Origin of the sequence: Pseudomonas donghuensis (assembly GCF_000259195.1) — a bacterium.
Classification (GTDB): Bacteria; Pseudomonadota; Gammaproteobacteria; order Pseudomonadales; family Pseudomonadaceae; genus Aquipseudomonas; species Aquipseudomonas donghuensis.
Genome location: NZ_JH650772.1, coordinates 71,212 through 89,808 on the forward strand (window position 1 = coordinate 71,212; position 18,597 = coordinate 89,808).

The 18,597-nt window shown below is 62.2% G+C and carries 17 protein-coding genes; 7 read left to right on the plus strand and 10 right to left on the minus strand.

Annotated elements, in window-relative coordinates:
- Positions 1-63: 63 nt before the first annotated feature.
- The 8 genes from rseP to rpsB form a co-directional block, all read right to left on the minus strand.
- Entirely contained in the window at positions 64-1,416 is a 1,353-nt protein-coding gene (rseP, locus tag UW3_RS0119440) for an RIP metalloprotease RseP (RefSeq protein WP_010224841.1), read from the minus strand.
- Between the two features lie 57 nt (positions 1,417-1,473).
- On the minus strand, positions 1,474-2,664 hold the full coding sequence (gene ispC / locus UW3_RS0119445; RefSeq protein WP_010224843.1) for a 1-deoxy-D-xylulose-5-phosphate reductoisomerase: 1,191 nt from the start codon (positions 2,662-2,664) through the stop codon (positions 1,474-1,476).
- The gene (locus UW3_RS0119450) at positions 2,661-3,476 is read right to left on the minus strand and encodes a phosphatidate cytidylyltransferase (RefSeq protein WP_010224845.1); all 816 of its coding nucleotides are present in this window, start codon (positions 3,474-3,476) and stop codon (positions 2,661-2,663) included. The genes ispC and UW3_RS0119450 overlap by 4 nt, the downstream gene beginning before the upstream one ends.
- Complete coding sequence (gene uppS / locus UW3_RS0119455; RefSeq protein WP_010224846.1) at positions 3,476-4,231, minus strand: polyprenyl diphosphate synthase; 756 nt, start codon at positions 4,229-4,231, stop codon at positions 3,476-3,478. Before uppS ends, UW3_RS0119450 begins: the two co-directional genes overlap by 1 nt.
- An 18-nt stretch (positions 4,232-4,249) precedes the next feature.
- A complete protein-coding gene (frr, locus tag UW3_RS0119460; protein ID WP_010224847.1) occupies positions 4,250-4,807 on the minus strand; it encodes a ribosome recycling factor in 558 nt (185 codons plus the stop codon).
- Positions 4,804-5,547, minus strand: a complete 744-nt coding sequence (gene pyrH, locus UW3_RS0119465) for a UMP kinase (RefSeq protein WP_010224848.1) — start codon at positions 5,545-5,547, stop codon at positions 4,804-4,806. The genes frr and pyrH overlap by 4 nt, the downstream gene beginning before the upstream one ends.
- A gap of 182 nt (positions 5,548-5,729) precedes the next feature.
- On the minus strand, positions 5,730-6,593 hold the full coding sequence (gene tsf, locus UW3_RS0119470; protein WP_010224849.1) for a translation elongation factor Ts: 864 nt from the start codon (positions 6,591-6,593) through the stop codon (positions 5,730-5,732).
- Between the two features lie 189 nt (positions 6,594-6,782).
- On the minus strand, positions 6,783-7,517 hold the full coding sequence (rpsB, locus tag UW3_RS0119475) for a 30S ribosomal protein S2 (RefSeq protein WP_010224850.1): 735 nt from the start codon (positions 7,515-7,517) through the stop codon (positions 6,783-6,785).
- 344 nt (positions 7,518-7,861) lie between these two features.
- Here rpsB and map point away from each other — a divergent pair, with 344 nt between their 5' ends.
- From map to dapC, 3 genes are read left to right on the plus strand one after another with little or no spacing between them, the layout of a single operon-like run.
- The gene (gene map / locus UW3_RS0119480) at positions 7,862-8,644 is read left to right on the plus strand and encodes a type I methionyl aminopeptidase (protein ID WP_010224851.1); all 783 of its coding nucleotides are present in this window, start codon (positions 7,862-7,864) and stop codon (positions 8,642-8,644) included.
- A 21-nt stretch (positions 8,645-8,665) separates the two neighbouring features.
- Positions 8,666-11,365, plus strand: a complete 2,700-nt coding sequence (locus UW3_RS0119485; protein WP_010224852.1) for a [protein-PII] uridylyltransferase — start codon at positions 8,666-8,668, stop codon at positions 11,363-11,365.
- A 23-nt stretch (positions 11,366-11,388) separates the two neighbouring features.
- Positions 11,389-12,582 carry a succinyldiaminopimelate transaminase gene (gene dapC, locus UW3_RS0119490; protein ID WP_010224854.1) on the plus strand — a complete coding sequence of 398 codons (1,194 nt, stop codon included), beginning with the start codon at positions 11,389-11,391 and terminating at the stop codon, positions 12,580-12,582.
- 67 nt (positions 12,583-12,649) lie between these two features.
- Here the strand turns inward: dapC and UW3_RS0119495 are convergent, their stop codons facing one another.
- Positions 12,650-14,296 (minus strand): Na+/H+ antiporter, encoded by a 1,647-nt coding sequence (locus tag UW3_RS0119495; RefSeq protein ID WP_010224856.1) that lies wholly within the window; start codon positions 14,294-14,296, stop codon positions 12,650-12,652.
- A gap of 231 nt (positions 14,297-14,527) precedes the next feature.
- On the opposite strand from UW3_RS0119495, the gene UW3_RS0119500 reads away from it, so the two are divergent.
- From UW3_RS0119500 to UW3_RS0119515, 4 genes are read left to right on the plus strand one after another with little or no spacing between them, the layout of a single operon-like run.
- Positions 14,528-14,890, plus strand: a complete 363-nt coding sequence (locus UW3_RS0119500; protein WP_010224858.1) for an ArsC family reductase — start codon at positions 14,528-14,530, stop codon at positions 14,888-14,890.
- A 41-nt stretch (positions 14,891-14,931) separates the two neighbouring features.
- Positions 14,932-15,966, plus strand: coding sequence for a 2,3,4,5-tetrahydropyridine-2,6-dicarboxylate N-succinyltransferase (dapD, locus tag UW3_RS0119505; RefSeq protein WP_010224860.1), 1,035 nt, complete (start codon positions 14,932-14,934; stop codon positions 15,964-15,966).
- Between the two features lie 54 nt (positions 15,967-16,020).
- A complete protein-coding gene (locus tag UW3_RS0119510; RefSeq protein ID WP_010224862.1) occupies positions 16,021-17,226 on the plus strand; it encodes an aminotransferase class V-fold PLP-dependent enzyme in 1,206 nt (401 codons plus the stop codon).
- Positions 17,223-17,633: a SufE family protein gene (locus tag UW3_RS0119515; RefSeq protein ID WP_010224864.1), complete on the plus strand. Its 411-nt coding sequence runs from the start codon at positions 17,223-17,225 to the stop codon at positions 17,631-17,633. The genes UW3_RS0119510 and UW3_RS0119515 overlap by 4 nt, the downstream gene beginning before the upstream one ends.
- On the opposite strand, the gene tcdA is transcribed toward UW3_RS0119515, so the two are convergent.
- Positions 17,612-18,436, minus strand: coding sequence for a tRNA cyclic N6-threonylcarbamoyladenosine(37) synthase TcdA (tcdA, locus tag UW3_RS0119520; RefSeq protein ID WP_010224865.1), 825 nt, complete (start codon positions 18,434-18,436; stop codon positions 17,612-17,614). The two genes, UW3_RS0119515 and tcdA, sit on opposite strands and share 22 nt — an antisense overlap.
- Between the last annotated feature and the right edge of the window lie 161 nt (positions 18,437-18,597).

Sequence of the window (18,597 nt, forward strand, 5' to 3'; positions counted from 1 at the left end):
TTATTCCAACTGGCAATAAACGACCCGCCGCGGGACGCGGCAGGTTCGCAATTGAGCGAAGCTTTACAGTCGACCCAAATCGTTGATCAGGGCAAGCAACATCACCCCGACTACCAAACTGATACCGATCTGGATCCCCCAACCTTGCACCCGATCCGATAACGGACGACCACGCGCCCACTCGATCAGGTAGAACAGCAAATGCCCCCCATCCAGTACAGGAATGGGCAGCAAATTAAGAACCCCCAGGCTAATGCTCAGGTAGGCGAGGAAATTCAGGAAATCCCCAACACCGGACTGGGCCGAAGCGCCCGCCACTTTAGCAATGGTTATCGGTCCGCTCAAGTTTTTTACCGAGAGCTCGCCGAACAGCATTTTCTTCAACGATTCGAGGGTCAGGACGCTCATGTTCCAGGTGCGTGAAAGTCCCTCCCCTACAGCCTCGAGCGGCCCGTAGCTGACCTCGCGAAGCATGGCATCCGGCCACTTCACCCCTTTGACCCCGGCGCCCAGATATCCCGTGGCCGTTTTGCCCTCGCCACGGCTGGCCAGGGTTACCGGCAACTCCAGCGGCGCACCGTCGCGCTCGATGCGCAGGACGATCTTGCTGCCAGCCCGGCCACGTACGGTATCGACCACTTGCTGCCAGTTGTTCAGCGCCTGGCCATCGAGCGCCAGCAAACGGTCACCGGTTTTCAGCCCGGCAGCCTTTGCCGGCCCCTTCGGGTCGAGTTCAGCCAGCACCGGCGGCAATACCGGGCGCCACGGGCGCAAGCCCAGCGAGCGAATCGGGTCCGGATCGTCGGCGCCCTTGAGCCAGTTATTGAGGGTCAGCACGTGCGGGCTGTCGACCGACGCGCCCTCCTCGCGCACACTGATGTGCAACTGGCCGCTTTCACCCAGACGGCGGATCAGTTGCAGGTTGACTGCCGCCCAGCCACTGGTTGGCTTGCCATCAATGGAAACAATTTCCTGGCCAGCCGTGAGCCCGGCCACTTCGGCGATACTCCCCGCTTCGACCGCACCGATGACCGGACGCTCCTGCTGGGTGCCGACCATGGCCAGGATCCAGAAGAAGAAAAACGCCAGGAGAAAGTTGGCCACCGGGCCCGCCGCGACAATCGCGATGCGCTGACGCACAGACTTGCGGTTGAAGGATTGTTCGAGCTGCTCGGGGGGCACCGCACCTTCGCGCTCGTCGAGCATTTTCACGTAGCCGCCCAGCGGAATCGCCGCTACCACGAACTCAGTGCCATGCCGGTCATGCCAGCGCAGCAACGGCATGCCAAAACCAACGGAAAATCGCAAAACCTTGACGCCGCAACGCCGGGCCACCCAGAAGTGACCGAATTCGTGAAAGGTGACCAGCACACCCAATGCCACCAGGGTGCCGATAATCATGTAGAGCGCACTCATGTCTTTCTCCGAATGACGTTCAGCGGCACCGGGCCTGACGCACTGCTGCGCCAGACCTCAGCGGCCGTGATGAGCCAACCATTGTCCGGCCAGCTGCCGCGCACGCTGGTCGGCGGCAAACACCGCATCGAGCGACTCGACTGCAACCACCGGCTCTTGATCGAGCACTTGTTCGATCATACTCGCGATCTCGGGGAAGCGGATGCGCCGCTGGAGAAATGCTTCCACCGCCACTTCGTTGGCCGCATTAAGTACCGCCGGCGCGCTATTACCCGCCTCGGCCGCCTCGCGGGCCAGGCGCAGGCAAGGGAAGCGCTGTTCGTCCGGCGCCTTGAAGTCCAGGCGGGCAACCGCGAACAGGTCCAGTGGCGCCACCCCCGAATCGATACGCTCCGGCCAGGCCAGGGCATTGGCGATCGGCGTGCGCATGTCCGGATTGCCCAACTGGGCCAATACCGAACCGTCGACATAATCGACCAGCGAGTGGATCACACTTTGCGGGTGCACCACCACCTCGACCTGGCTGGGCCGTGCATCGAACAGCCAGCACGCCTCGATAAGCTCCAGGCCCTTGTTCATCATGCTTGCCGAATCGACCGAGATCTTGCGGCCCATGGACCAGTTCGGGTGGGCGCAAGCCTGTTCAGGGCTGACATCCATGAGCTCGGCCATCGGCGTTTCGCGAAACGGCCCGCCAGAGGCGGTCAACAGGATACGGCGCACGCCAACCTGGGCCAGGCCGCGGGAATAATCACCCGGCAGGCACTGGAAGATCGCATTGTGCTCGCTGTCGATCGGCAGCAGCACCGCGCCACTGCGCCGCACCGCCTGCATGAACAAGGCGCCGGACATCACCAGCGCCTCCTTGTTTGCCAGCAGCACCTTCTTGCCTGCTTCGACTGCTGCCAGGGTCGGACGCAGGCCGGCAGCGCCGACGATCGCAGCCATCACGGCATCGACCTCGGCAGCTGACGCGACCTGGCACAAGCCCTCTTCACCGACCAGCACCTGGGTGGCCAAACCCGCTACTGCCAGGCCTTCACGCAGCTGCTGTGCAGCCTCGGCCGAAGGCACCACGGCAAACGCCGGGGCATGGCGCACGCACAAGGCCAATAGCTCTTGCAGGCGCGAGTAGCCGCTCAGGGCGAACACCTGGTAACGATCCGGATGACGAGCGATCACATCCAGGGTACTGAGGCCGATCGAGCCGGTCGCGCCCAGCACGGTAATACGCTGTACGCCGCTCACATTACGCCCCAATTGGCTGCCCAGAGCAGCACGGCAAACACCGGAATGGCTGCGGTGAGGCTGTCGATACGGTCCAGCACGCCGCCATGACCCGGCAACAGGTTGCTGCTGTCCTTGATCCCCGAGCGGCGCTTGAACATGCTTTCGGTCAGATCGCCAACTACCGAGACGAAAACCACGGCTGCAGCGCCGAACAGGCCGAGCACCAGCTCACCCGCGCTCCAGTCACGAGAGATAGCCACTACTGCGGTAATCGCCAGGCTCAGGGCCAGACCACCGTAGACGCCTTCCCAGCTCTTGCCCGGGCTCACCTGCGGGGCCAACTTGCGCTTGCCGAAGGCGCGGCCGGAGAAGTACGCACCGATGTCCGCTCCCCAGACCAGCACCATGACCGCCATGATCAGCCAGTTGCCCAGCGGCCACTGTTTGAGCAGCACCAGGCCTTGCCACGCCGGCAACAGGATCAGCAGACCGATCAGCAGGCGGCAGGCAGCACTGGCCCACAGCTCGCTGCTGCGCGGATACGTCAGCACCAGCCAGGTTGCCAGCGCCCACCACAACACCGAAGCCCCCAGCACCCAGGGTGCCAGGTCCGGCATCAGGTAGAGCAGCATCAGCAGGCCGGCGACCACGGCAGCGTAAGCCACACGCAGGGCTTGCCCGACCAGGCCGGCCAGACGCGCCCATTCCCAGGCCCCCAGGGTCACCACTACGCCGATGAACAGGGCGAAGTCGCCGCCGTTCAACAGGAAGAAGCCACACAGGGCGATCGGCAGCAGGATCAGCGCCGTAATGATGCGTTGTTTAAGCATTAAGCACGGGCTCCAGCTTCGACCTGCTCGCTGGTTTTCCCGAAGCGGCGCTGGCGCGAAGCGAAATCGGCCAGCGCGGTACGCATGGCCTCGTGTTTGAAGTCCGGCCAGAACAGGTCGGAAAAGTACAACTCGGCGTAGGCCAGCTGCCACAGCAAGAAATTGCTGATGCGGTGCTCGCCACCGGTACGGATGCACAGGTCGGGCAGCGGCAGGTCGCCTGTGGCCAGGCAGGTCTGCAGCAGCTCGGGGGTGATGTCGTCCGGACGCAGGTGGCCAGCCTGGACTTCCCGCGCCAGGCGCTGGGCGGCCTGGGCGATATCCCACTGACCACCGTAGTTGGCGGCGATCTGCAGGATGAAACGATTGGCGCCGGCGGTCGCCGCTTCGGCCTCACGCATGGCAGCCTGCAGCTCGGGATGAAAGCGCGAGCGGTCACCGATGATACGCAGGCTGATGTTGTTGTCGTTGAGGCGCTTGGCTTCCCGGCGCAGGGCCGAGAAGAACAGCTCCATCAACGCCCCGACCTCTTCGGCCGGGCGCTGCCAGTTTTCACTGGAAAAGGCGAACAGGGTCAGCACCTCGACCTTGGCCTCGGCGCACACCTCGATGACCGCGCGCACTGCGTCCACGCCGGCCTTGTGCCCGGCAACACCGGGCAACAGGCGCTTCTTCGCCCAGCGATTATTCCCATCCATGATGATCGCGACATGGCGCGGCACCGATGGGGACACACCTTGCTTGGTCTTTTCCATTGAAAAAAGTCCCGACCCTTAAACGGCCATCAGGTCCTTTTCTTTTGCCTTCACAGCGACTTCGATGTCAGCTACGGCCTTGTCGGTCAGCTTCTGCACATCGTCAGCTGCACCACGCTCTTCGTCTTCGCTGATTTCTTTCTCTTTGACCAGATCTTTGAGCTGGCTCAGCGCATCACGACGAATGTTACGCACGGCAATACGGGCATCTTCAGCCGCATCACGCGCCTGCTTGGTGAAGCCCTTGCGGGTTTCTTCAGTCAGGGCCGGCATCGAGATCAGCAGCAGTTCACCCAGGTTGGTCGGGTTGAAGCCCAGGCCCGAGTTGAGAATGGCTTTTTCCACCGCGGCCAGCATGTTGCGCTCAAACGCCACGACCTGAAGGGTACGGGCATCTTTAACAGTCACGTTGGCAACCTGGTTGATCGGGGTGTCAGCGCCATAGTAAGGCACCTGGACACCGGCCAGGATCTGCGGGTTGGCCGCACCGGTACGAATCCGGCTGAACGCGTGCTGCAGCGATTCCAGGGACTTGACCATGCGTTCCTGGGCGTCTTTCTTGATTTCGTTGATCATTTTTGAACTTCCTCGATCAGAGTTCCTTCAGCGCCGCCATGCACGATGTTCAGCAGGGCGCCGGGCTTGTTCATATTGAAGACGCGCAGCGGCATCTTGTGATCGCGGCACAGGCAGATTGCCGTCAGATCCATCACGCCCAGCTTGCGATCCAGTACTTCATCGTAGGTCAGATGATCGAACTTCTCGGCATGCGGGTCTTTGAATGGGTCTGCAGTGTATACACCATCGACCTTGGTTGCCTTCAATACCACGTCGGCATCGATTTCGATGGCGCGCAGGCAAGCCGCGGAGTCGGTGGTGAAGAACGGGTTGCCGGTACCGGCAGCGAAGATTACGACTTCTTTGGAGTTCAGGTGGCGCATGGCTTTGCGACGATCATAGTGATCGGTAACGCCAACCATGGAGATGGCCGACATGACGATCGCGGTAATGTTGGCGCGCTCAAGCGCGTCGCGCATGGCCAGGCCATTCATTACGGTCGCCAGCATGCCCATGTGGTCGCCAGTGACGCGGTCCATGCCGGCTGCACTGAGCGCCGCGCCACGGAACAGGTTGCCACCGCCGATTACCAAACCGACCTGAACACCAATGCCGACCAGTTGGCCGACTTCCAATGCCATGCGATCCAGGACCTTGGGGTCGATCCCGAACTCTTCCGAGCCCATCAGGGCCTCGCCGCTAAGCTTGAGTAGAATGCGTTTATAGCGAGCTTGATAACCACTGCCCTGCTGAGCCATTGCGAATCTCTCCTGCGGCGTTTGTAAAAAAATCTGGCGGGCTGTTTTCAGCCTGCGCGTAACTCTAGCGTGGCGCAGCTACTGCGCCAACGAAAGGCGGCTTTGTAAGCCGCTCCCGCTTTGACAAAGAGGCTGCGCGCGTGAGCGGGCAGCCTCTTCGGGGCGACAGAGGTGAATCTGTCTTATTGCTTGGCAGCAGCCAGCTGAGCAGCAACTTCTTCAGCGAAGTTGTCGACTGGCTTCTCGATGCCTTCGCCTACTTTGAAGTAGGTGAAGGAAACGATTTCAGCACCGGCTTTCTTGGCCAGCTCACCGACCTTGATTTCCGGGTTCATGACGAACGCTTGCTCGACCAGGCTGGCTTCGGCCAGGAACTTCGAGATACGGCCTTTGACCATGTTCTCGACGATGTTCTCAGGCTTGCCCTTGATCTTCTCTTCGTTCAGGGTCAGGAAGACGTTCTTCTCGCGCTCGATTGCTTCAGCCGAAACTTCCGACGGCAGCAGGAACTCTGGGTTGCTTGCCGCCACGTGCATGGCGATTTCTTTGGCCAGCTGGACGTCGCCGCCCTTCAGGACAACAGCAACACCGATCTTGTTGCCGTGCAGGTAGGTGCCGACAACGTCACCTTCAACGCGCACCAGGCGACGGATGTTGACGTTCTCACCAACCTTGGCAACCAGCGCTTCACGAGCCGATTCGCGGGAAGCGATCAGCGGAGCGGCGTCGGTCAGTTTCTCGGCGAAAGCTTGGTCAACGCTTTCAGCGACGAAGGTTTTGAAGTCGTCTTGCAGAGCCAGGAAGTCGGTCTGCGAGTTGACTTCCAGCAGGACGGCGGATTTGTCGTCGGCCTTGATGGCGATTGCGCCTTCAGCGGCAACGTTGCCAGCCTTTTTAGCGGCCTTGATGGCGCCCGAAGCGCGCATGTCGTCAATGGCTTTCTCGATGTCGCCGCCGGCCTTTTCCAGGGCCTTTTTGCAATCCATCATGCCTTCGCCGGTACGCTCACGCAGTTCTTTGACCAGCGCTGCAGTAATTGCTGCCATTTCAAATTCCTCTTGGATAGGTTTTCAACCATTCCACCCGATACTTGACGGGCGTTCAATTCTGTAAATCCACTCACCAGCACTCATGCAGTAACAAGGTTGCAACGGCGATGCTGACAAGAGGATTTCAAGGTGGCAAAAAGGGGGCAAAGCCCCCTTTTCGCGTGCCGAGTAGACGCCAGGCGTCAATTACTCAGCAGCTGGTGCTGCTTCTTCGGCGTACACTTCGGTACCGCCAGCAACGTTGTTGCGGCCACGGATCACGGCGTCAGCCATCGAACCCATGTACAGCTGGATAGCGCGGATGGCGTCATCGTTACCTGGGATGATGTAGTCAACGCCTTCTGGGCTGGAGTTGGTATCGACAACGCCGATGACCGGGATGCCCAGCTTGTTGGCTTCGGTGATAGCGATGCGCTCGTGGTCAACGTCGATCACGAACAGGGCATCAGGCAGGCCGCCCATGTCCTTGATACCACCCAGGCTGCGATCCAGTTTTTCCAGATCACGGGAGCGCATCAGGGCTTCTTTCTTGGTCAGCTTGGCGAAAGTGCCGTCTTCGGCCTGGGTTTCCAGGTCGCGCAGACGCTTGATCGAAGCGCGGATGGTCTTGTAGTTGGTCAGCATGCCGCCCAACCAGCGGTGATCGACGTACGGCGAACCGCAACGTGCTGCTTCTTCAGCAACGATCTTGCCAGCGGAACGCTTGGTGCCGACGAACAGAATCTTGTTTTTGCCCTGGGCCAGACGCTCTACGAAGGTCAGTGCCTCGTTGAACATTGGCAGGGTTTTTTCAAGGTTGATGATGTGAATCTTGTTGCGCGCACCGAAAATGTACTTACCCATTTTCGGGTTCCAGTAACGGGTTTGGTGACCGAAGTGCACACCGGCCTTCAGCATATCGCGCATGTTGACTTGGGACATGATAGTTCCTTGATAAGTCGGGTTGGGCCTCCACGTATCCCAATGACCAACCCGCGATCCGTGGATCGAAGGCACCCAGGTCATCGTGTCGACACGTGTGTGGGTTTAGTGCTTCCGGAGCTATCCCCGGAAAGCGGCGCATTTTATACCACACAAGCCCGCCAAGCGAAACCAGAATTACCATTGAACGTCACAGGCTTTTGCACACATCGCCCATTAGCGCCAGAATGGCCCTTATATAAAGGCTGTATCAGCGCCATGGCCGCCTGAATCGGGCCTGGCTCTGTTAGAATCCGGCCTTTCCCCAGATTATTTGCGCCTTGCTGCGCCGTAGAGAGCCTGTAATGACCGTTACCATCAAAACCGCCGAAGACATCGAAAAGATGCGCATCGCCGGCCGCCTGGCCGCCGAAGTCCTGGAGATGATCGAAGAGCACGTCAAGCCCGGTGTCACCACCGAGGAGCTCGACCGCCTGTGCCACGACTACATCGTCAACGTCCAGCAAGCGATTCCGGCGCCGCTCAACTACAAGGGCTTCCCCAAGTCGATCTGCACCTCGGTCAACCACGTGGTCTGCCATGGCATCCCGGGCGACAAGCCGCTCAAGGACGGTGACACCCTGAACATCGACGTCACCGTGATCAAGGATGGCTACCACGGCGACACCAGCCGCATGTTCCACGTCGGCACCGTACCGGTATGGGCCGAGCGCCTGTCCCAGATCACCCAGGAGTGCATGTACAAGGCCATCGAGCTGGTCAAGCCAGGCTGCCGCCTGGGCGACATCGGCGAAGTGATCCAGAAGCACGCGGAAAAGAACGGTTTCTCGGTGGTGCGCGAGTTCTGCGGCCACGGCATCGGCAAGGTGTTCCACGAAGAGCCGCAGATCCTGCACTACGGCCGCGCCGGCACCGGCATGGAGCTCAAGGAAGGCATGACCTTTACCATCGAGCCGATGATCAACCAGGGCAAAGCCGACACCAAGGTGCTGGGCGACGGCTGGACCGCCATCACCAAGGACCGCAAGCTCTCGGCCCAGTGGGAACACACCCTGGTGGTGACCGCGACCGGTTACGAAATCTTCACCCTGCGTAAAGACGACACCATTCCCCGCACGTCGGCCTGATTGTCACAGGAAAGCCTCTCGATGCCCCAGGTGGATCCCGAGCTGTTCGATCGCGGTCAGTTCCAGGCGGAACTGGCCCTCAAGGCAAGCCCTATCGCTGCCTTCAAGAAAGCCATCCGCCAGGCCGGCGAGGTGCTCGACAACCGCTTTCGCAGCGGCCGCGAGATCCGCCGGCTGATCGAGGACCGCGCCTGGTTCGTCGACAACATCCTGCAACAGGCCTGGAACCAGTTCACCTGGAGCGAAGACGCCGATATCGCCCTGATCGCCACCGGTGGCTACGGGCGCGGCGAGCTGCACCCCTACTCCGACATCGATCTGCTGATCCTGCTCGACAGTGCCGACCACGAGGTTTTTCGCGACTCGATCGAACGCTTTCTGACCCTGCTCTGGGACATCGGCCTGGAAGTCGGCCAGAGCGTGCGCTCGGTCGATGAATGCGCAGAACAGGCCCGCGCCGACCTGACGGTAGTCACCAACCTGATGGAAAGCCGCACTATTGCCGGCCCCGAGCACCTGCGCCAGCGCATGCTCGAGGTCACCAGCACCGCGCACATGTGGCCGAGCAAGGAATTCTTCCTGGCCAAGCGTGCCGAGCAAAAAGCCCGGCACCACAAGTACAACGACACCGAGTACAACCTGGAGCCCAACGTCAAGGGCTCGCCAGGCGGCCTGCGTGATATCCAGACGGTACTGTGGATCGCCCGGCGCCAGTACGGCACCCTCAACCTGCACGCTCTGGCCGGCGAAGGCTTCTTGCTGGAAAGCGAGAACAACCTGCTGGCCTCGTCCCAGGAATTTCTCTGGAAAGTGCGCTACGCCCTGCACATGCTGGCCGGGCGTGCCGAGGACCGCTTGCTGTTCGACCACCAGCGCAGCATCGCCGCCCTGCTCGGGTTTGGCGACGAAAACCCCAAGCGCGCCATCGAGCAGTTCATGCAGCAGTACTACCGGGTGGTGATGAGCATCGCCGAGCTCAGCGACCTGATCATCCAGCACTTCGAAGAAGTCATCCTCGACGACGACAGCGCCAGTGCCCAGCCGCTGAATGCGCGCTTCCAACTGCATGACGGCTATATCGAGGCAGTGCGCACCAACGTCTTCAAGCGCACGCCGTTCGCCATGCTGGAAATTTTCGTGCTGATGGCCCAGCACCCGGAAATCAAGGGCGTGCGTGCCGACACCATTCGTCTGCTGCGCGAGCACCGGCACCTGATCGACGATGATTTTCGTAATGATATCCGCAACACCAGCCTGTTCATCGAGCTGTTCAAGTGCGAGATCGGTATCCACCGCAATCTGCGGCGGATGAACCGCTACGGCATTCTCGGCCGTTATTTGCCGGAGTTCGGCCTGATCGTCGGGCAGATGCAGCACGACCTGTTCCACATCTATACCGTCGATGCGCACACCCTGAACCTGATCAAGCATCTGCGCAAACTGCAGTACACCCCGGTTTCGGAGAAATTCCCGCTGGCCAGCAAGCTCATGGGCCGCCTGCCCAAGCCAGAGCTGATTTATCTCGCCGGGCTCTACCACGACATCGGCAAGGGTCGCCAGGGTGATCACTCCGAGTTGGGCGCGGTGGACGCCCAGGCCTTCTGTGCGCGTCATCAGCTACCGAGCTGGGACAGCCGGCTGATCGTCTGGCTGGTGCAACATCACCTGGTGATGTCGACCACCGCCCAGCGCAAGGACCTGTCCGACCCGCAGGTGATCTACGACTTCGCTCAACGGGTGGGCGATGAAACCCGCCTGGATTACCTTTATGTACTAACGGTGGCCGACATCAACGCCACCAACCCGAGCCTGTGGAACTCCTGGCGCGCCAGCCTGCTGCGCCAGCTCTACACCGAGACCAAGCGCGCCTTGCGCCGCGGCCTGGAAAACCCGTTGGACCGCGAAGAGCAGATCCGCCAGACCCAGAGCGCAGCACTGGACATCCTCATTCGCGAGGGCACCGACCCGGACGACGTCGAGCAACTGTGGTCGCAATTGGGTGACGATTACTTCCTGCGCCATACCGCCGCCGACGTGGCCTGGCACAGCGATGCCATCCTCCAGCAGCCGGCCGACGGCGGGCCGCTGGTGCTGATCAAGGAAACCACCCAGCGCGAATTCGAAGGCGGCACCCAGATCTTCATCTACGCCCCCGACCAGCACGACTTCTTCGCCGTGACGGTGGCGGCCATGGACCAGCTCAACCTGAACATCCATGATGCGCGGATCATCACCTCGAGCAGCCAGTTCACCCTCGACACCTATATCGTGCTCGATAACGATGGCGACTCGATCGGCGACAATCCCGTGCGGGTCAAGCAAATTCGCGACGGCCTGACCGACGCCTTGCGCAACCCCGACGACTACCCGACCATCATCCAGCGCCGGGTACCGCGCCAGCTCAAGCACTTCACCTTTGCCCCGCAGGTGACCATCCATAACGATGCCCAGCGCCCGGTGACCATCCTCGAACTCAGCGCCCCCGACCGCCCCGGCCTGCTGGCGCGGATCGGCAAGATCTTCCTGGAGTTCGACCTGTCGCTGCAAAATGCCAAGATTGCCACCCTCGGCGAACGGGTCGAAGACGTGTTCTTCATCACCGACGCCGACAACCTGCCCCTGTCCGACCCGCAGTTGTGCAGCCGCCTGCAGGATGCGATCGTCGAGCAACTGCGCGTCGACCAGGCGACCGGGGTGCCTTTGACCCGCCTGACCATTTGACCGTTTGACGAGACCTTGCGCCGATGAACAACGCTTTGAACCAGCTTCAGCCCTACCCGTTCGAGAAACTCCGTGCGCTGCTCGGCAGCGTGACGCCTGCGGCGGACAAACGCGCCATTGCCCTGTCGATCGGTGAACCGAAGCATGAGTCGCCGGCGTTCGTCGCCCAGGCCCTGGCCGACAACCTGCAGCAGATGGCCGTGTACCCGACCACCGCCGGCCTGCCGGCGCTGCGTCAAGCCATCACTCGCTGGTGCGAACGCCGTTTCAGCGTCCCGGCCGGCTGGCTGGATGCCGACAAACACGTACTGCCGGTCAATGGCACCCGTGAAGCGCTGTTTGCCTTCACCCAGGCGGTGGTCAATCGCGCCGAGAACGGCCTGGTCATCAGCCCCAACCCGTTCTACCAGATCTACGAGGGCGCAGCGCTGCTGGCCGGCGCTACCCCGCACTACCTGCCCTGCCTGGACAGCAACGGCTTCAACCCGGACTTCGACGCCGTGTCGGCCGAGACCTGGCAGCGCTGCCAGATCCTTTTCCTCTGCTCCCCAGGCAACCCGACCGGCGCCCTGGTGCCAATGCAGACCCTGAAAAAACTGATCGCCCTGGCCGACCAATACGATTTCGTGATCGCCGCCGACGAGTGCTACAGCGAACTGTACTTCGACGAACAAAGCCCACCGCCCGGCCTGCTCAGCGCCTGCGTCGAGCTTGGGCGCAGCGACTTCAAGCGTTGCGTGGTGTTCCACAGCCTGTCCAAGCGTTCCAACCTGCCGGGCCTGCGCTCGGGCTTCGTGGCCGGCGACGCCGAGATCATCAAGCCGTTCCTGCTCTACCGCACCTACCACGGCTGCGCCATGCCGGTGCAAACCCAGCTGGCGAGCATTGCCGCCTGGAACGACGAAGAACACGTGCTGGCCAACCGCGACCTGTACCGCGAGAAGTTCGATGCAGTACTGAAGATCCTCGCCCCGGTACTGGATGTGCAGCGCCCGGACGGTGGTTTCTACCTGTGGGCCAAGGTGCCAGGCGATGACGCCGAGTTCACCCGAGACCTGTTCGAAGCCCAGCACGTGACCGTGGTGCCGGGTTCGTACCTGTCGCGCGAAGTGGATGGCGTCAACCCGGGTGCCGGGCGGGTGCGCATGGCATTGGTAGCGCCATTGGCCGAGTGTGTAGAAGCAGCCGAGCGGATTCGCGCGTTCTTGCAGAAGTAAACGGCCCCATCGCGGGGCAAGCCCGCTCCCACAGATGATGGTAGGAGCGGGCTTGCCCCGCGATGCTTTACTTCACCGGCCCCAGATTCGCCTCACTCATGTCCAACTCCCCCAGCACCTGACGCACCACGTCATCACCGATCTGATGCTGGCGATGCAGGTTGTACAGCTCCAGACGCTGGGCCCGCAGCGCGCGCAGGCGCAAGCGCCGTTCGAGTTGGTCCATCTGTGCGGCCAGGGCCTGGGCTTCGGCGCTGTCGTTGAAGGTATCGAGCTGATGCCGGTACTCGGCCATCAACCGCGCCTTGAGCTCGGCCGCCAGCGCCGCCTGGGAGGCATCCAGCGGCGTACCGGCCTCGCTCAGGTCTTCTGCCTCAAGGGCGTGAATCGCCGCTTCAGCGGTGCGCCGCCAGGCGTCCTGGGCCTCTTGGCGCAGGGCGTCGTCGGGGCTCTTGGTAACACCGCGCAATAGCAGTGGCAAAGCGATACAGGCAGCGACCAGCGACAGCAGAATGACCCCGGCCGCGATGAAAATCAGCAAGTCTCGCTCGGGGAAGTCCTTGCCGGCGCTGATCAGCAGCGGCACCGACATGACACCGGCCAGGGTCACCGCCCCGCGCACCCCACCAACCGTCAACAACCAGCAGGAACGGGCGTTGGGCACCAGCACCAGGTCTTCCTTGCCGCGCCAGCGGCGGATCACCCCGATCAGGCGCCAGATGCTCTGCACCCAGATAAAACGCAAGGCCAGCAGCACGGCGAAGATCGCCACCACATCCATGCAGCGCCACAGCAAGGTCGGCCACAGCGAGGCTTCGTGGCTGGTCACCGCCTTGATGATGTCGGGCAACTGCAAGCCCAACAGCAGAAAGATCAGACCGTTGAAGGCGAACTCCAGCAACGACCAGACGCTGCGGTTGAGCAGGCGCGTGCTGGTCTGGCGCGGCAACAGGTCGAGCCAGCTCTGCATCATCCCCGCCGCCACCGCCGAGAGAATGCCGGAAACGCCCAGGCGCTCGGCCAGCACATAAGCGGCAAACGGCAGCAGCAACATGAACACCACGTGAGTGGCCGGGTCGTCCCAGCCGCGGGCGATCATCCAGGCGCGCAAGCGCCCGACCAGCCAGCTCAGGGCCACACCAATGGCCAGGCCGCCGACAGCGACCAGAACAAAGGTCAGGCTGGCCTCAGCGAGGGAGAACACCCCGGTGATCGCCGCCGCCAGGGCGAACTTGAAGGTCACCAGGCCCGAGGCATCGTTCATCAGCGCCTCGCCCTGGAGCATGTGCATCAAGGGCGTCGGCAGGCGGTCCTGGGTGATGGCCGAGACCGCTACGGCGTCGGTCGGCGACAGCACCGCGGCCAGGGCAAAGGCCACCGGCAACGGAATGCCGGGCAGGATCCAGTGAATGAAATAGCCGGCACCGACCACAGTAAACAGCACCAGGCCGACCGCCAGGGTCAGAATCGGGCCGCGCAACCGCCAGAGGTCACGCTTGGGCATCCGCCAGCCATCGGAAAACAGCAACGGCGGCAGGAACAAAAACAGAAACAATTCCGGGTCCAGGGCCACGTGCAGGCCCAGGGTAGGCCATGCCAGCAAGGCGCCGGCGGCAATCTGCACCAGCGGCAAGGGCAGCGGGATCATCCGCCCGACCAGTTTGGAAACACTCACCAGCATCAGCAGGATGAGAACGGTGTAGGCTGATTGCATTCGGCGAGTCCTGTTCAATTCAAACGCATTCAACGACTTATGCTGGCCTGGGCACGGCATTGCCATTGAAACGACATATTAGCCGCTTAGGCTGCCGGCGCACCGCTGCACAAAAGTCGCAGAACCGCCCAGAACCTGTAACACAATGCTACAAAGAGCCATGGCAACGGCAACCCAAAGCCGCCGACCATGGCATAATCCTTCACCATTTTTTCCCAGGAGGGGCAAGACATGACCAAACGCGACACGCCATTGCACCTTTATGGAATCAAGGCCTGTGACACCATGAAGAAAGCCCGTACCTGGCTTGAAGACCAAGGCCTGGGCTACGATTTCCACGACTACAAGACCCAGGGCATCGACCGTGCAAGCCTTGAGCGCTGGTGCGATGAACATGGCTGGCAAACAGTACTCAACCGTGCTGGCACCACCTTCCGCAAACTCGAAGACGCCCAGAAGGCCGATCTCGACCAGGCCAAGGCCATCGAACTGATGCTGGCCCAACCGTCGATGATCAAGCGCCCTGTGCTCGACCTCGGTAAGCGGACCCTGGTCGGCTTCAAGCCTGATCTGTACGCGGCCGCCCTTCAGTAAACCGGCGCCGAGCTTTCATTCAATTCGCAAGAGGTAACTGCATGTCCACTACCCTGTTCAGCCTGGCCTTCGGTGTCGGCACCCAGAACCGTCAAGGCGCCTGGCTGGAAGTCTTCTACGCACAACCGTTGATCAACCCGGCTGCCGAACTGGTTGCGGCCATCGCCCCGGTCCTGGGCTATGAAGGCGGCAACCAGGCGATCGCCTTCAGCACCAGCCAGGCCGCGCAGCTTGCCGAAGCCCTCAAGAGCGTCGACACCGCCCAGGCCGCACTGCTGACCCGCCTGGCCGAAAGCAACAAGCCACTGGTCGCCACCCTGCTGGCCGAAGACGCCGCACTGACGTCCACCCCGGAAGCCTACCTGAAGCTGCACCTGCTCTCGCACCGCCTGGTCAAGCCGCACGGCCTGAACCTGGCCGGCATCTTCCCGCTGCTGCCGAACGTGGCCTGGACCAGCCAGGGCGCCATCGACCTGGCGGAACTTGCCGAGCAGCAACTGGAAGCGCGCCTGAAGGGCGAGCTGCTGGAAGTGTTCTCGGTGGACAAGTTCCCGAAAATGACCGACTACGTGGTCCCTGCCGGCGTTCGCATCGCCGACAGCGCCCGTGTGCGCCTGGGTGCCTACATCGGCGAAGGCACCACCATCATGCACGAGGGCTTCGTCAACTTTAACGCCGGCACCGAAGGCCCGGGCATGATCGAAGGCCGCGTCTCCGCGGGCGTCTTCGTCGGCAAGGGTTCAGACCTGGGCGGCGGCTGCTCGACCATGGGCACCCTGTCCGGTGGCGGCAACATCGTCATCAAGGTTGGCGAAGGCTGCCTGATCGGCGCCAACGCCGGTATCGGCATCCCGCTGGGCGACCGCAACACCGTCGAAGCCGGCCTGTATATCACTGCCGGCACCAAAGTAAACCTGCTGGACGAGAACAACCAGCTGGTCAAGGTGGTCAAGGCCCGCGACCTGGCCGGCCAGACCGACCTGCTGTTCCGCCGCAACTCGCTCAACGGCGCCGTGGAGTGCAAGACCCACAAGTCGGCCATCGAGCTGAACGAAGCGCTGCACGCCCACAACTAAGTGGTACCATCGGGTCTGGCCTAACGCCAGGCCCGATTTTCAGGTCCGATCATCATGTTCCAGCCCTCCCCCTGGCGCGCTGACTTTCCAGCCATCGACGCCCTGCAACGCCAGCACCAGACCTACCTGGACAGCGCCGCTACCACGCAAAAACCGCAAATCCTGCTCGATGCCTTGAGCCACTATTACGGTCATGGTGCTGCCAACGTGCACCGTGCCCAACACCTGCCCGGCGCCCTGGCTACCCAAGCCTTCGAACGCAGCCGGGAAAAGGTCGCCGGCTGGCTGAATATCGCCGACAGCCAGCAGATCGTCTTCACCCATGGCGCCACCTCGGCCTTGAACCTGCTCGCCTACGGGCTTGAGCCACTGTTCGAAGCCGGCGACGAAATCGTCATCAGCGCCCTGGAACACCATGCCAACCTGCTGCCCTGGCAACAGCTGGCGCAGCGCCGCGGGCTGAAGCTGGTGGTCCTGCCACTGGACAGCCGCGGCCTGATCGATCTGAACATCGCCCTGCAACTGATCGGCCCACGCACCCGGGTGCTGGCGGTCAGCCAGCTGTCCAACGTGCTCGGCGCCTGGCAGCCACTGGAGCCCCTGCTGGCCCATGCCCAGGCCCAGGGCGCGCTGACTGTGGTCGATGGCGCCCAAGGCGTGGTCCACGGCCGTCACGACGTACGCCAGTTGGGTTGCGACTTTTATGTATTCTCCAGCCACAAGCTCTACGGCCCTGACGGCGTCGGCGTGCTCTACGGCCGCGGCGAAGCATTGGCGCGCCTGCGTCATTGGCAGTTCGGCGGCGAGATGGTGCAAATCGCCGACTACCACAGCGCCAGCTTTCGCCCGGCACCCCTGGGCTTTGAAGCCGGTACCCCGCCGATTGCCAGTGTGATCGGCCTCGGTGCCAGCCTCGATTACCTCGCAGGTCTCGATGCCAATGCGGTCGCCGAGCATGAAGCCGGCCTGCACCGGCATCTGCTGCGCGGCCTCAACGACCGCGAAGGCATCCGCCTGCTCGGCCAACCGCAACTGGCCCTGGCCAGCTTCGTGGTCGAGGGGGTGCACAATGCCGATCTCGCCCATATGCTCACCGAGCAAGGCATCGCCGTGCGCGCCGGCCATCACTGCGCCATGCCGTTGCTGAAAAGCCTCGGCCTGGATGGCGCGATCCGCGTGTCCCTGGGCCTGTACAACGACTCCGACGACCTGCAGCGCTTCTTCGAAGCCCTGGACCAAGCCCTGGAGTTGCTGAGATGAGCCTGCCCCTGGCTGCGCAGCAAGCGCTGGATGTTTTCGAACAGGCGACCGGCTGGGAACAGCGCGCACGCTTGCTGATGAAATGGGGCGAGCGTCTGGCACCCTTGAGCGCAGAGGAACAGTCCGAAACCAACCGTGTACACGGCTGCGAAAGCCAGGTCTGGCTGGTGGCCGAGCAGCAGGACGGCCAGTGGCGCTTCAAGGGGGCCAGTGATGCACGGATCATCCGCGGCTTGCTGGCACTGTTGCTGGTGCGGGTCGAAGGGTTGTCCAGCGCTGAGCTGACGCAACTGGACCTGCCCGCCTGGTTCAATCAGCTGGGCCTGGGCCGCCAGCTCTCGCCTTCACGCAGCAACGGCCTGAACGCCGTCCTGCAACGCATGGCTCAGCTTGCCGCCGGTGCCTGAGCCTTGCTGCGCTCGGACGGGCGGCGGGCGCCAGCCACAAGCTTTTCCACCGCCTTGCTGGCGGCGACCATGCCGAAGGTCGCGGTGACCATCATCACCGCGCCGAAGCCGCCGGAGCAGTCCAGCTTCACCCCCTCGCCAACAAAACTCTTCTGCAAGCAGACGCTGCCGTCACCTTTGGGATAGCGCAGCTGTTCAGTGGAGAACACACAGGGCACGCTGTAGTTGCGGGTCACCGTGCGGGAAAAACCGTAATCGCGGCGCAACGTCGAACGCACCCGCGAGGCCAGCGGGTCATTGAAGGTCTTGTTCAGGTCGGCAACGCGGATCTGGGTTGGGTCGATTTGCCCGCCGGCACCACCGGTGCTGATGATGGTGACCTTGTGGCGCTTGCACCAGCCAATCAGCGCGGCCTTGGCCATGACGCTGTCGATGCAGTCGATCACGCAATCGATGTGCTCGCCGATGTACTCGGGCAGGGTTTCCTTGGTGACGAAATCCACCACTGCATGCACTTTGCAGGCCGGGTTGATGGCCCGCAGGCGCTCAGCCATGACCTCGGCCTTGGCGCGGCCGATATTGCCCTCCTGGGCATGCAACTGGCGGTTGGTATTGCTGACGCAGACATCATCGAGGTCAAACAGGGAGATTTCGCCGACGCCACTACGGGCCATGGCTTCGGCCGCCCAGGAGCCGACCCCGCCGATACCGACGATGGCCACATGGGCCTCGCGCAGGCGCTGCAGGCCGTTGTCACCGTATAACCGGGCGACACCGGCAAAGCGTGGATCTTCTGTACTCATGGCCCAACCCCGAAAAAACCGGCGCGCATTATAGGCCTCTTGCGGCGCGATGGCACCCTGCAGTACCTGCCGCCCGAGCCATGCATTGGTAAAGGTAGTTGTAATCCTGCTTTAATGTCCTATGCAATCCAAAGACTTGGACGACAAAAGTACGGGCTAAG